The sequence below is a fragment of the Microbacterium sp. NPDC087591 genome (assembly GCF_044743625.1).
Lineage (GTDB): Bacteria > Actinomycetota > Actinomycetes > Actinomycetales > Microbacteriaceae > Microbacterium.
On record NZ_JBIUWU010000001.1, the window covers coordinates 24030 to 37282 of the forward strand.

11 protein-coding genes are annotated in these 13253 nt (G+C 68.0%); 3 read left to right on the forward strand and 8 right to left on the reverse strand.

Features of this window, described 5'->3' with window-relative positions; genetic code table 11:
• Nucleotides 1–15 precede the first annotated feature (15 nt).
• Together ACIOVG_RS00125 and ACIOVG_RS00130 are read right to left on the reverse strand one after the other, a co-directional pair.
• Nucleotides 16–1476 carry an aspartate ammonia-lyase gene (locus ACIOVG_RS00125; protein ID WP_400867865.1) on the reverse strand — a complete coding sequence of 487 codons (1461 nt, stop codon included), beginning with the start codon at nucleotides 1474–1476 and terminating at the stop codon, nucleotides 16–18.
• Nucleotides 1477–1564: 88 nt separating this feature from the next.
• Nucleotides 1565–2485: a metallophosphoesterase gene (locus ACIOVG_RS00130; protein ID WP_400867867.1), complete on the reverse strand. Its 921-nt coding sequence runs from the start codon at nucleotides 2483–2485 to the stop codon at nucleotides 1565–1567.
• Nucleotides 2486–2593: 108 nt separating this feature from the next.
• Between ACIOVG_RS00130 and ACIOVG_RS00135 the strand changes: the two genes are divergently transcribed.
• Complete coding sequence (locus tag ACIOVG_RS00135; protein ID WP_400867869.1) at nucleotides 2594–3160, forward strand: TetR/AcrR family transcriptional regulator; 567 nt, start codon at nucleotides 2594–2596, stop codon at nucleotides 3158–3160.
• 13 nt (nucleotides 3161–3173) lie between these two features.
• Here ACIOVG_RS00135 and ACIOVG_RS00140 read toward each other — a convergent pair whose 3' ends face one another.
• Complete coding sequence (locus tag ACIOVG_RS00140; protein WP_400867870.1) at nucleotides 3174–3509, reverse strand: peptidase; 336 nt, start codon at nucleotides 3507–3509, stop codon at nucleotides 3174–3176.
• Nucleotides 3506–4852, reverse strand: coding sequence for an anion permease (locus ACIOVG_RS00145; protein WP_400867872.1), 1347 nt, complete (start codon nucleotides 4850–4852; stop codon nucleotides 3506–3508). The genes ACIOVG_RS00140 and ACIOVG_RS00145 overlap by 4 nt, the downstream gene beginning before the upstream one ends.
• Nucleotides 4853–5008: 156 nt before the next feature.
• Between ACIOVG_RS00145 and ACIOVG_RS00150 the strand changes: the two genes are divergently transcribed.
• Both ACIOVG_RS00150 and ACIOVG_RS00155 read left to right on the forward strand, forming a co-directional pair.
• The gene (locus ACIOVG_RS00150; protein ID WP_400867874.1) at nucleotides 5009–7105 is read left to right on the forward strand and encodes a S9 family peptidase; all 2097 of its coding nucleotides are present in this window, start codon (nucleotides 5009–5011) and stop codon (nucleotides 7103–7105) included.
• A 190-nt stretch (nucleotides 7106–7295) separates the two neighbouring features.
• Nucleotides 7296–8156, forward strand: a complete 861-nt coding sequence (locus ACIOVG_RS00155; RefSeq protein WP_400867876.1) for a DUF559 domain-containing protein — start codon at nucleotides 7296–7298, stop codon at nucleotides 8154–8156.
• 74 nt (nucleotides 8157–8230) lie between these two features.
• On the opposite strand, the gene ACIOVG_RS00160 is transcribed toward ACIOVG_RS00155, so the two are convergent.
• From ACIOVG_RS00160 to ACIOVG_RS00175, 4 genes are all read right to left on the reverse strand, one after another.
• The gene (locus tag ACIOVG_RS00160) at nucleotides 8231–9259 is read right to left on the reverse strand and encodes an ATP-dependent 6-phosphofructokinase (protein WP_400867877.1); all 1029 of its coding nucleotides are present in this window, start codon (nucleotides 9257–9259) and stop codon (nucleotides 8231–8233) included.
• A gap of 207 nt (nucleotides 9260–9466) precedes the next feature.
• On the reverse strand, nucleotides 9467–11611 hold the full coding sequence (locus tag ACIOVG_RS00165) for a DEAD/DEAH box helicase (protein ID WP_400867879.1): 2145 nt from the start codon (nucleotides 11609–11611) through the stop codon (nucleotides 9467–9469).
• A gap of 212 nt (nucleotides 11612–11823) precedes the next feature.
• On the reverse strand, nucleotides 11824–12774 hold the full coding sequence (locus ACIOVG_RS00170; protein ID WP_400867881.1) for a bifunctional riboflavin kinase/FAD synthetase: 951 nt from the start codon (nucleotides 12772–12774) through the stop codon (nucleotides 11824–11826).
• Nucleotides 12771–13211: a hypothetical protein gene (locus tag ACIOVG_RS00175; protein WP_400867883.1), complete on the reverse strand. Its 441-nt coding sequence runs from the start codon at nucleotides 13209–13211 to the stop codon at nucleotides 12771–12773. The genes ACIOVG_RS00170 and ACIOVG_RS00175 overlap by 4 nt, the downstream gene beginning before the upstream one ends.
• Nucleotides 13212–13253: the final 42 nt, after the last annotated feature.

Genomic DNA, 13253 nt, shown 5'->3' on the forward strand with positions numbered 1-13253 from the left:
TTCGTCATGCGTGCGTCAGATCTCGATGAGATCCTCCGGCGCGATGATCGGGATCGCGGCGGTGACCGCCTCGAGCCCGGAGAGCCGCGCGGGAGACAACTGCTTCATGACCTCATCACGCGACATCAATCCGGCCTCGACCACGAGGTCTGCCACATTGCGGTTCGTGAGCAGAGCCGTCTTCGCCAGCGCGGCAGCCGCCGCGTAGCCGATGAACGGGGTCAGAGCGGTGATGACGCCGACGGAGGCGCCGACCATCGCACCGAGACGGTCGCGGTTGGCGGTGATGCCGTCGACGCAGTTGACGCGCAGCGTCCACATCGCCTGACGCATCCAGGTGATGGACTGGAAGATCGAGTGGGCGATCACCGGCTCGAAGGCGTTGAGCTGGAGCTGCCCGCCCTCCACCGCCATCGTGACGGTCATGTCCGCACCGACCACGGCGAACGCGACCTGGTTGACGACCTCGGGGATCACCGGGTTGACCTTGCCCGGCATGATGCTGGAACCGGCCTGCATCGCGGGGAGGTTGATCTCACCGAGTCCCGCCTGCGGTCCCGAAGAGAGAAGGCGCAGGTCGTTGCAGATCTTGGAGAGCTTGATCGCATTGCGCTTGAGGCTCGACGAGAACGACATGAAGGCACCCGTGTCACTCGTCGACTCGACGAGGTCCGTCGCGGTGGACAGGTCGAGCCCTGTGACCTCGCGCAGGTGGTGGAGCACCGCCGGCGCATAGTCGACGTGGGTCGTGATCCCGGTGCCGATCGCGGTCGCGCCCATGTTGATCTCGAACATCAGCGAGGCGTTCTCGGTCAGGCGACTGTGGTCCTCACCGAGCGTGGTCGCGAATCCGTGGAACTCCTGGCCGAGCGTCATCGGCACCGCATCCTGCAGCTGCGTGCGCCCGACCTTGAGGATGTCGTGGAACTCGCCTGCCTTGCCCAGGAACGACCGTCGCAGCAGATCGAGCTCGTCCAGCAGCGAACGCAGCGTCAGCGAGAGGCCGATCTTCACGGCGGTCGGATAGACGTCGTTCGTGGACTGGCTGCGGTTGGTGTGGTCGATCGGCGACAGGAAGGCGTAATCACCCTTCTCCCGCCCGGCCATCTCGAGCGCGATGTTGGTGATGACCTCGTTCGCGTTCATGTTGGTCGACGTACCGGCGCCACCCTGGATGACGCCCACGGTGAACTGGTCGTGGAACTCGCCGTCGATGACGCGCTGCGCCGCCCGATCGATGAGGTCGGCACGCTCGGCGTCCAGCACGCCGATCTCACGGTTCGCGCGTGCGCTCGCCTGCTTGACCATCGCGAGCGCCCTGACGAGATCCGGATACACCGAGATCGGACGCTTGGTGATGGGGAAGTTCGCATCGGCGCGAGCGGTGTGGATACCCCAGTACGCGTCGGCGGGGATCTCCATGCTTCCGAGCGAATCGGTCTCGGTGCGGGTGAGGGGAGGCGCGGCAGAAGCCATGTCACATCCTTGTGGGTCGTGGCGAGTGAGAAAGGTGGGGGATGTCTCCAGTCTAAGCCCGCTCACCGGCTCCTCCCTCGGAGCGGGGTCAGCGCGCCGGTTTGCGGGAGAACGCCTCCAGACGCTGCTGCGGGGTGAGCCGCGCCATCCGCTCCAGCCATTCGGCAGAGAAGTACGCGCCGGTCGGCGCGTCCGTCACCGGCACGACGGTGTGCGTGATGGTGTCCGGGTGCACATGGACCAGCTGGAAGGCCTGCGCGGCATCCATCCCGTTCACGTCGGGAGCGGGAAGGGCCACGTTCATCGTGTAGCACGTGGCTGACGATGCGCTCACGGGCACGCCCGCGAACGTGCCGTGCGCGGAGTAGTGCAGATGACCGGCCAGGATGCCGCGCACGTCCGTGCCGCGGATGATCGCGGCCAGCTCATCCTGATGCTGCAGCTCGAGGATGTCGAAGAGCGGGAGGTGGCTCGGCAGCGGTGGATGGTGCATCGCCAGCAGCGTGCCGTGCGGGGCCGGCTCCTCGAGGATCCGCGCGAGCCAGTCGAGCTGCCCGTGGTCCAGATCACCGTGATGCCAGCCGGGGACGGTCGTGTCGAGCGCGATCAACCGCAGCCCGTGGAGATCCCAGACACCGGTGACGGGTTCCTCGGTGGGTGCGAGGTCGAGGAGGCCGGCGCGCAGAGCCGGGCGCTCATCGTGATTCCCCGCGACCCAGATGACGACCGTGTCGAGCTCGGCCGCGACCGGCTCGACCGCGGCACGGAGGCGGCGATAGGCGTCGGGCTCCCCCAGGTCGGCGAGGTCTCCCGTGATCACGATCGCCGCGGGGTGAGGATGCACTCGTCGGATCGCGTCCAGCGTGCGCGCGAAGCTCTCCTCCACGTCGTACCGTCCGCCGAGACGCGCTCCCCCGGCCAGGAAATGCGGATCGCTGACATGGATGAGCACGTGCGACGCGGGCTGATGCCGCCCGAACACGTACTCCTCATCGAGAGTCGCAGACATGCCATCAGCCTAGGCGGGAGCACCTCATCGCGTCCGGCCACGACGGAACGTGTCCCCGGACACCCACGCGACCACGACGGCTGTCGTGCTCCCGCTAGCATGAGGGCCATGGCCAAGAACGAGACACGACGACGACTCATCGCGGATGCCGGGCTCACAGTGCTCGCCCGCGAAGGCTCGCGCGGGCTCACCCACCGCGCGGTGGACGAGATGGCCGGCGTTCCCACCGGCACCACATCGAACTACTTCCGCAGTCGCGAGGCTCTGGTCACCGGACTCGTCGATCGCATCGGCGAGCGTCTCGCCCCGTCGGAGGACGATCTCGCACGACGCGGATCCGCCGAGCCTGGGCCCGCCCTGTTCGCCGACTACCTGCGCGACATCGTGCGCCGCCTCAGCGAAGAACGCGACGTCACGCTCGCGCTGTTCGAGCTACGGCTGGAGAGCAGTCGTCGGCCGGAGGTCGCCGCCGTCCTCGGGGCATGGCAGCGGGCCGGCTTCGACGGCGACGTGGCGTTCAACGCCGCAGCGGGACTGCCGGGCGGACGCCAGGAGATCGCGCTCTTCCACTACGCGATCGACGGAGTGCTGCTCGACCGCCTCACCACGCCGCTCGACCCGGATACGTCGACCGACGAGATCATCGACGCACTGGTCGCGGGGCTGCTGCGCTGACGCGCCGCCCCGCTCAGTGCCCGACGACGATGATGAGGATGCCGGCGACGACCGCGATCGCACACAGGCCGAAGCAGGCGTAGGCGCCGATCAGTGACAGCGTCTTCGCGCCCTCACTGAGGGGACTCTTCTTCGCCGCCTTCGCGGCCTGCTTCGCGGCACGGCGCAGATCCTTCTCGGTGATCACGGTGATGGCATCCGTGAACTCCGCGGGGCTGACGACCGGGGACCGACCGCTGCGCACCAGAAGACGCAGCCCGACCGCGTAGAAGGTGACGATCGACGCCGCACCGATCAGGGCGGCGGCGAACACCAGGAGGAATGCTGACCAGTCGATCTCGACGTTCACTTCGACTCCTCGCTGCTCGTCGACGCGGATTCCTCGGCCTGAACGGCCGAGGGAGCGCCCTTGCTGCGGGCCTTCTTCGCAGCCTTCCGCTTTGCCTCTTCCTTGGCCTTCTCCCGTGCCAGGGCGCGGGCCTTCGCCTCTGCCTTGGCGCGCTCGATGCGCTGCTGGCGGCGCGTCGGCGGCGGAGTGTCCGGCAACTCGATCGCCAGGCCGGATTCGGCGACGTCGCTCATCGCGTTGGCCGACGTCACGGCGTCACGACGCGAGCGCAGGAAGAGGCCGATGATCACGGCGAGCGCGAGCACGGCGTCGATGAAGATCCCCCAGTTGCCCAGCCAGTTGATCAGCAGGGCGGCCAGCGCGCCCACGGCGCCGGCGGCGGGGAGTGTGAGCAGCCAGCCGATGGCGATCCGGCCCGCCGTGCTCCAGCGCACGCTCGAGCCACGGCGTCCCAGTCCGGAGCCGATCACAGAGCCGGACGCGACCTGGGTCGTCGACAGCGCGAACCCGAAGGCGCTGGAGGCGAGGATCGTCGCTGCCGTCGAGCTCTCGGCGGAGAACCCCTGCGCAGGCTTCACATCCGTGAGGCCCTTGCCGAGCGTGCGGATGATCCGCCATCCGCCCAGGTAGGTACCCAGGGCGATCGTCACGGCACACGCGATGATGACCCACAGATAGGGGTCGGCCTGCGTGGAGCTCTGCCACCCGACCGTGATCAGAGCCAGGGTGATGACACCCATGGTCTTCTGCGCGTCGTTGGTGCCGTGAGCGAGCGCAACGAGGGAGGAGGTGAAGATCTGACCCCAGCGGAAGCCGTCGCGTCCGTCTGGCTTGCTGTCATATCGACGGGTGATCGAGTAGGCGATCTTCGTCGCGACGAAGGCGATGACCCCGGCGGTGACAGGAGCGATCAGCGCCGGCAGGATGATCTTCGACAGCACCATCCCGAAGTCGATGCCGCTGGCGCCGACGCCGATGAGCGTCGCGCCGATGAGTCCGCCGAACAGGGCGTGCGAGGAGCTCGAGGGGAGGCCGAGGAGCCACGTGAGCATGTTCCAGGTGATCGCGCCGATCAGCCCGGCGAAGATCATCGGCAGGAAGATGTCCGCCTTGATCCCGTCTTCATGGATGATCCCGTGCGACACGGTCTTGGAGACCTCGGTCGATAGGAAGGCGCCGACGAGATTGAGGACCGCGGCGAGGAGGACTGCGGTCTTGGGCTTCAGCGCACCCGTCGCGATCGGCGTGGCCATCGCGTTCGCGGTGTCGTGAAAGCCGTTGGTGAAGTCGAAGAAGAGTGCCAGCAGGATAACCAGCACGACGATGAGGGCTGCGGTTTCCACCGTTCGCTTTCGGTCGTTTGAGGAAGAGGGAGATGTCGACGGGATCGACGTGACGAACGAAGAGTTCACCGTGGGTTTGACTTCCGTTAACCGGCCCCGATGAATCCTCCCACCCTCCCCCGCGCCGGTCAACTTCACCTGGGATAGCGTGGAGCGGTGACTGATGCCCCGATCGCCCCCCGCCGTCCGACCTCGCGCACCCACCACGGGGACACCGTGGAAGACCCCTACGAGTGGCTGCGGGAGAAGGAGTCTCCCGAGGTCATCGCGCATCTGGAGGCGGAGAACGCCTACACGGACGCGCAGACCGCACACCTGGAGGACCTGCGCGAGCGCCTGTTCCAGGAGATCAAGGGGCGTGTGCAGGAGACCGACCTCTCCGTGCCCACGCGCCGCGGCGACTGGTGGTACTACAGCCGCACGGAGGAGGGCGCGCAGTACGGCATCCACTGCCGGGCCGCGGCCGCGGCGGACGACTGGACTCCCCCGGTGCTCGAGCCCGGCGTCGCGGTCCCCGGCGAGGTCGTCCTGCTCGACGGGAACGTCGAAGCGGAAGGACACGAGTTCTTCTCGCTCGGCGCGTTCGACACCAGCGACGACTCCTCCCGACTCCTGTGGTCGACGGATTTCGAGGGCGACGAGGTCTACACGGTCCATGTGCGCGACCTCGCCACCGGGGAGACGCTCGACGACGAGATCCCGGGCACCGCGAGCGCCTTCTTCACCCCTGACGGCACCTCGATCCTCTACACGACGCGTGATGACGCCTGGCGCCCCGACACGCTCTGGCTGCACCGCATCGGCACCCCGCTCAGCGACGACGTGTCACTCTTCCACGAGGCCGACGAGAAGTTCTGGCTCGGCGCGGGCATCACACGCAGCCGCCGCTATCTCGTGATCGGCGTCGGATCCAGCATCACGAGCGAGGAGTACCTGGTCGATCTGACCGGAGACCTCACGGCCGCGCCCCAGTTGGTGTGGCCACGCGAAGAGGGAGTCGAGTACTCGGTCGACCACGCCGTCGTCTCAGGAGAGGACCGGCTCTTCATCCTGCACAACCGGGATGCGCTCGACTTCGAGCTCGTGTCGGTCGCGGCCTCGGCGCCGACCGGCGACATCCACGTCGTGGTTCCGCACGTGGCAGGACGACGGCTGCTCGGCATGGACGCGTTCCGTGACTTCGCGACGATCGAGTACCGCAGTGAGGGTCTCGAGCGGATCGGGCTGCTCGACTACTCCTCGGATGCGGTCGACGAGCTCGCGTTCGACGAGCCGCTCTACTCGGCCGGCGTCAGCGGGAACCCGGAGTGGCACTCCCCCTACCTGCGACTCGGCTACACGTCGTTCGTGACACCGGGAACGGTCTACGACCTCGACCTCGCCACCCGGGAGCTGCTGCTGCGCAAACGCGCCACGGTGCTCGGCGGCTACGAGCCGGGCGACTACGGCCAGCAGCGGGCATGGGCCACCGCGCCCGACGGCACGAAGGTACCGATCTCGCTGGTCTGGAAGCGCTCCTTCGGCGCACCGGGCGATGCCGTGCGGCCCGTGCATCTCTACGGGTACGGCTCGTACGAGCACTCGATCGATCCCGGTTTCTCGGTCGCGCGCCTCTCCGCCCTCGACCGGGGAGTGATCTTCGCTGTGGCGCACGTGCGCGGCGGCGGCGAGATGGGACGTCAGTGGTACGAGGAGGGCAAGCTCCTCCACAAGAAGAACACCTTCACCGACTTCGTGGCATGCGCCCGGCACCTGATCGACGGCGGCGTCACCTCCCCCGACCGACTGGTCGCCGAGGGCGGCAGTGCAGGAGGACTGCTGATGGGTGCGGTGGCGAACCTTGCCCCCGAGCTGTTCGCGGGCATCCTCGCCGGCGTGCCGTTCGTCGATGCGCTCACCAGCATCCTCGACCCCTCCCTTCCGCTCACGGTCGTCGAGTGGGACGAATGGGGGAACCCTCTGCACGATGCGGATGTGTACGCCTACATGAAGTCGTACACCCCCTACGAGAACGTGCGCGACGGGGTCGACTACCCGCGCATCCTCGCAGTGACCTCGCTGAACGACACCCGCGTGCTCTACGTCGAGCCTGCCAAGTGGGTCGCCCGGCTGCGCGAGGCCGGGGCCTCGGATGTGCTGCTGAAGTGCGAGATGGTCGCCGGTCACGGCGGCGTCAGCGGCCGCTACAACTCCTGGCGCGAGCGGGCCTTCGAGCTCGCGTGGCTCCTGGACACGCTCGGGCTCGCCGACTGAGTCGCCACGCACCGGGGTAGGCGATCTTTCCGGGGTAGGAGGATCCTCCGCGAATGCGCCTCCCTCCCAGCATTCCCCCTACCCCGGTGCGCCGTCACTCCTTCTGCACACCGCATGAGGATCCCCTCTCACCCACAGACTCCGTGCATCCCGTCCGTCATGGAGCCAGTGCTGCGTGCACACTCATCGGATGATCCCCCTCACCGAATGGATGCGCCAGCACCACGGCGTCGCTCACAGCAGCACGGTGCGCCTCGCGGGCTACGACGCGCATGCGGTCAGGACGGCGATCGCCTCCGGTGCCGTCACCCGCGTACGGCGATCGTGGTTGGTCGACATCGAGTGCTCGGATGAACGGCGTCAGGCGGCGCAGGCCGGCGGACGTGTCAGCTGCATCACTGCGGCGCGTGAGCTCGGCCTCTGGACTCCCGACACGGCATGCACCCACATCGCGGTGCCAGGGACGGCATCTCGCATCGGGAACGCCGCACTGATCGTGCACTGGGGGCGCGGGCCGATCGACGTCCCGTCTCGCAGCGCCGAGGAACCAGTGCTCAACGTCCTGTTCCATGCGGCGCGCTGCCTGGAACCCGAGCGGGCGGTGCTCATCTGGGAGTCGGCGCTGCGCAGTGGTCTGGTCTCGGCGGGGCAGCTCGAGCGCGTCGCCTGGCATTCGGAACGTGCCACCCGGATCGCGGAGGTGGCTTCCTCACTCTCCGACTCCGGCTTGGAGACGCGGTTCGTGTGGATCACGCGCGAGATCGGCGTCAGAGTGCAGCAGCAGATCTGGATCGACGGCCATCCCGTCGACGCCCTGATCGGTGAACGCCTGGTCGTGCAGAGCGACGGGTTCGCTCACCATTCCACGGCGAAGGACCGTCGCCGCGACATCCGCGCCGACGCGCGCCTCACTCTGCTCGGCTACACGGTGCTGCGGTTCGACTACCACCAGCTGCTGTTCGACCCCGCGGGAGTGCAATCCATTGTCCGCATGGCGATGGCGCAGGGGCTGCACCTCCGAGGGGCACGGAACCGGACCGGAGGTAGGTGATCCCACCGGCGTAGGAGGATTCGTGCGGAATCTGCCTACGGTCGCGGAATCACCTACCTCCGCGAAGCTGAGGCTCAGCCGAAGAGCGCCGCCGCCTCGTCGTAGCGGCTGCGCGGCACGGTGTTCAGCTCACCCAGGGCTTCGGCGAAGGGCACGCGCACGATCTCGGTGCCGCGGAGGGAGACCATCTTCCCCCACGCCTCTTCGATGAGCGCATCGGCGGCGTGGAGTCCGAGGCGGGTCGCCAGGACGCGGTCGAAGCCGGACGGCGAACCACCGCGCTGGATGTGGCCGAGCACGGTCGAACGGGTCTCGATGCCGGTGATCCGCTCGATCTCCGGGGCGAGGATCTCGCTGATGCCGCCGAGGCGCGGGCGGTTGAAGGCGTCGAGTCCCTTGTCGCTGTAGGCCTCGTCCATCCCGGTGAGGGTGAAGCCCTCGGAGACGACGACGAGCGGTGCGCGGCCACGGTCGTGGGCGCTGCTGACGAGTGCGGTGATCTCATCGATCGACATCGGCACCTCGGGGATGCAGATCACGTGGGCGCCGGCGGCCATTCCCGCGTGCAGAGCGATCCATCCCACGTGGCGGCCCATGACCTCGGCGACCATGCAACGCTGGTGCGAGTCGCCGGTGGTGCGCAGTCGGTCCATCGCGTCGGTGGCGATGTTGACGGCCGTGTCGAAGCCGAAGGAGTAGTCGGTCGCGTGCAGGTCGTTGTCGATCGTCTTGGGGACGCCGATGACGTTGATGCCGTCCTTCGCGAGACGATCAGCGGCCGCGAGCGTGCCCTCGCCGCCGATCGCGACGATGCCGTCGATGTGGTGCCCGTAGAGGGTCTTGGCGATGTTCTCCGCACCGCCTCGCGGGCCCTCGTACGGGTTCGTCCTGCTCGTGCCGAGAATCGTGCCGCCGACCTTCGACAGGCCCTTCACCTCATGACGGGTCAGGGGGAAGAAATCACCGTCGACCACGCCGCGCCATCCGTCACGGATGCCGACGAACTCGATGTCGTAGTTCGTGGTGCCCTTGAGCACGATGCCGCGGATGACCGCGTTGAGACCGGGGCAGTCGCCGCCGCTCGTCAGGATGCCGATCTTCATGCTGTTGCCTTCAGACGTTCGGGAAAAGGGGGAAGAGGCAACGCTGCCTTCGATCGACACTAGTGCCAGCGCGCCGCCGGGCGCCATTCGAGGCACCCGAAAACCCCAGATCTTGACACGGCATTTTCGCCGAATCGCCGATCTTCCCGAGAATCGACCTTCGAGCGCCGGGATCGGCGGCAAGAAGGTCGATTCTTAACGCGGCCTTCAGGCTGCGCCGAGAGCCTGACGGAGCAGGTGCATGAGCGCCGCCAGCTGCACGGGCTCGCCGGCGACCTCATCGATGGCCTCGCCGTCGAGCGCGCGGGCCGCGAGACCCTGCTTCTGGTCGATGAGCTCGGCGATCTTGGTGTCGATCGTGTGCGCGGCGATGATGCGCCACGCGGTCACGGGCTCGTCCTGACCGATCCGGTGCACGCGGTCGATCGCCTGCGTCTGCTCGGCCGCCGTCCACGACAGCTCCGCGAGCACGACGTTGGACGCCGCCTGCAGGTTGAGCCCGACACCGGCCGCAGTCAGGGAGCACACCGCGATACCCACCTCGGGATCGCCGTTGAAGTCGTCGATCGCCTGCTGGCGTGCCGCAGTGGTCTGGTCGCCGCGGATGGACACCGCGCGGATGCCGACCGAGGCGAAGTGCGCCTCCGCGCGATCCATCACGTCGATGTGCTTCGCGAAGAACACGACCTTGCCCACCGAGCGCTGCAGCTGCGCGGCGTAGTCGGCTGCGAGCTGCGCCTTGGCCTGTCCGATGCGACGGACCATGGTGAAGACGTTGTCACCGCCGGTGCCCGACGCCTTCGACTCCTCGAGCTCGTTGTGCGCGACCATGCGGACGATGTCCTCGTCGATCTCGCCGGGGGCCAGACCGCGGTCCCCGCGAGCTTCGATGATGCGGCGGTACTTGGCGGCCAGCCGCTCCCCCAGCTCGCGCTCGGCCTGGCGGATGCTGCGGCCGAACTCGTCGTCCAACTGCACCGGCAGGTCGGCGATGAGCTTGTCCGGCAGGTCGGCAGCGACGTCCTTCTTCTTGCGCCGGACGATGCCCATCGAAATCACGGCGTCGCGCGCCTCGGGGTAGAACGCCTTATCCGCCGGGGTGTAGCCGGTGGCGTCGAGCTTCTCCATGAGCTCGGGCCCCGGCTTCTCACCGGTCGTCCAGCCGAGGAAGCGCCAGATCGCGTCGAAGTCCTCGACGTCGTTGATCAGCGGGGTGCCCGTGAGGGCGAGCATGAGCGGGTTGCCCCCGGGGGTGCGCTCGCGAACGCGGGCAGCCAGCGAGAGCACGTTCTGCGAACGCTGCGACGACAGGTTCTTGATGAAGTGCGCCTCGTCGACGACCATGCCGCGGAGACCGATCGACGACAGCCACGAGAGGTGACGGTCGAGGATCTCGTAGTTCACGATGAAGATGTCGGCGAAGGCGTCGATGTCGTCGCCGTCCCCCTGGATGACGGTCGCCCGGCGTTGCGGCGTCCACCGCTCGACCTCGCGCGCCCAGTTCATCTTGACGACGTTGGGGACGACGACCAGCAGTGGGTACGCACCGGCGACGGACGCGGCGAGCAGAGACTGCGCGGTCTTGCCGAGACCAGGCTCGTCGGCGAGCAGGAAGCTGCGGTGCCCCGCGCGCACGGACTCGAGGAAGCGCGACTGGTGCACCATCACCTCGAGGCCCTTGGGCGACAGGTGGTCGTACTCGGGCGCAGGGGGCAGCTCCATGCTGGCAGCGGCACCCCCGGCACCGGTCTCGAACGCCTTGTAGAGCGGACCCATCAGCTCCCAGCCGTCGAGCCGACGACGCGGGGTGGTGGTGGCGCGCGGCGTGAGATCGGGCGCGAGGAACGGGTTGGACAGCTGGCGGGCCTCGACCGAGGCCGGAGTCACCTGGCGCTCGGCGATCGCTGCCGGGACCACGGGGGCCTGGACCGGCGCGACGTCGGCGATGATGAGTTCCTCCGGCGCGAGTTCGGCGCCGGATTCGAGCAGCCAGTCCCTGCGCATGCGCTTGGCGACCGGCGACGTGGCCTGGTCAGCCTCGAGAAGCTGGATGAGCGAGGTGTCCCGCGCGGCGGTCTTGGCCAGGATCGTCGCGACGCCGTCGAGGCGCTTGAGCAGTTCGGCGCGCGCCGGATCGCCGATCTCGGCATCCGACTTCACCCGCGCGCGCTCTTCGCGCACCAGGAAGGCGATCACCTGGAACTTCACACGGTTGGTCGGTCCCAGCTTGCCCCGTTGGGACTTCGCCTCGATCTCGCGTACTTTGCGTGCGAGGATCGGGATCAGCGGTGCCTCATCGTCGCGACGAGACGTCTTCTTTCGCCGCGTGGCGGCGGTTGCCGTAGTCGGCATGCTCCTCCTGAGCGTGAAGGCTTGAGCATCGTCCGGATGCCGCAGCCGTTCTCGATGTCCGCGTGTGGCGTGAGCCAGGACCGTACGAACAGTAGATCTCGTTCTCTCCGATGCACGTATGACACGTGAGGATCGGTGAGAACTGCCACCCAGTCTACGCCATCACGACCGGCGCGTGAGGGATATCGATCCGCTCGGGCGCGGGGGGTCGGCTAGTCCTCGCCGGCGAGCACCCGTGCGGCGACGCGCACGTCGTCCGCCATCTGCTCTGACAGCTTCTCCATGCCCTCGAACGCGACCATGCCGCGCAGCCGCTCGACGAACTCCACCGTCACGTCGTGCCCATACAGATCGAGCCCGGTCTGCCCGAGCACATGCGCCTCGACCTGACGGACCAGCACGTCGTCGAACGTCGGGTTCGTCCCGACCGAGATCGCAGACGGATGCCGGATGCCGGTGTCGTGATCCACGAGCCACCCCGCGTACACGCCGTCCGCCGGCACGAAGGCATCCACGATCGGCGAGAGGTTCGCGGTCGGGAAGCCGAGCTCACGTCCCCGCTTCAGCCCGTGCACCACCACGCCGCGCACATCCGGGTTCCGTCCGAGCACCCGCGAGGCTCCCGACACGTCGCCGTCGATCAGCAGCTCGCGGATCCACGTCGATGAGACCCGACGGGGCGAACCGGGGAGGTAGACCTCGTCGACGACCTCGACATCGAAGCCGTACCGCGGTCCGAGTGAACGCAGCAGCTCGGGCGTTCCCGCCCCGCCCCGCCCGAACCGGAAGTCCTCCCCCACCAGCACGGTCGAGACCCGCAGCGCGTTCACGAGGATGTCGACGACGAAGTCCTCTGCGCTGCGTGCCGCGAGCTCCTCGTCGAACGTGAGCACGAGCGTGGCGTCGAGACCGAGTTCGCCGAGCAGCTCGAGCTTGCGGTCGACCGTGACGACGTTCTCGGGACACCGGTCCGGCCGCAGGATCGCGAGCGGGTTCCGGTCGAAGGTGACGGCGGTCGCACGGGCACCGCTGGCGGCCGCCCGCTCGTTCAGACGGGCGATCACGGCACGGTGGCCGGCGTGCACTCCGTCGAACTTGCCGATCGCGACCGCACTCGGACCGAAGTCGGCCGGAATCTCCTGGGGGTCCCGGAAGACGATCACGCGGAGACCTCGACGCGCGGCTGGTCGACAGCCGCAGGTCGATGCGTCCGCAACCACCAGATGCCGAAGACCGGGAGGACGAGCGGGATGAACAGGTACCCGCGGCCGAACAGCGACCACACCGTCTCATGCTGGAACAGCGCGGGCAGCAGGATGCTGAGCAGCCCGACCACCAGCACACCGGTCAGCTCGAACACGATCGCCACCCAGGCGACCGTGTACCACCCGCGGTGTCGCGCCAGGACGAGGGCGAGTGTGGCGAGGATGTACACGACCGCGGCGAGCGCGGACAACGAGTACGCGAGCGGCGCCTCGTCGAATCGCCGGACGATCTGCACGAAGCTGCGACCGGTCGCGGCGAGAGCCATGACGGCGTAGACGATCACGAGGACGCGACCGATGCCGGTCATCCGAGAGGAGGGGGCGGTGGGGCTCATAGCGCATTCCATCCTAGAGCCGCCAGGGGCTCGCGGATTCCG

Coding starts and splice junctions, on each gene's coding strand:
- ACIOVG_RS00135 (WP_400867869.1), top strand. CDS start 2,594: ATGGCCAAGAACGAGACACGACGACGACTCATCGCGGATGCCGGGCTC.
- ACIOVG_RS00155 (WP_400867876.1), top strand. CDS start 7,296: ATGATCCCCCTCACCGAATGGATGCGCCAGCACCACGGCGTCGCTCAC.
- ACIOVG_RS00175 (WP_400867883.1), bottom strand. CDS start 13,211: ATGAGCCCCACCGCCCCCTCCTCTCGGATGACCGGCATCGGTCGCGTC.
- ACIOVG_RS00160 (WP_400867877.1), bottom strand. CDS start 9,259: ATGAAGATCGGCATCCTGACGAGCGGCGGCGACTGCCCCGGTCTCAAC.
- ACIOVG_RS00165 (WP_400867879.1), bottom strand. CDS start 11,611: ATGCCGACTACGGCAACCGCCGCCACGCGGCGAAAGAAGACGTCTCGT.
- ACIOVG_RS00125 (WP_400867865.1), bottom strand. CDS start 1,476: ATGGCTTCTGCCGCGCCTCCCCTCACCCGCACCGAGACCGATTCGCTC.
- ACIOVG_RS00130 (WP_400867867.1), bottom strand. CDS start 2,485: ATGTCTGCGACTCTCGATGAGGAGTACGTGTTCGGGCGGCATCAGCCC.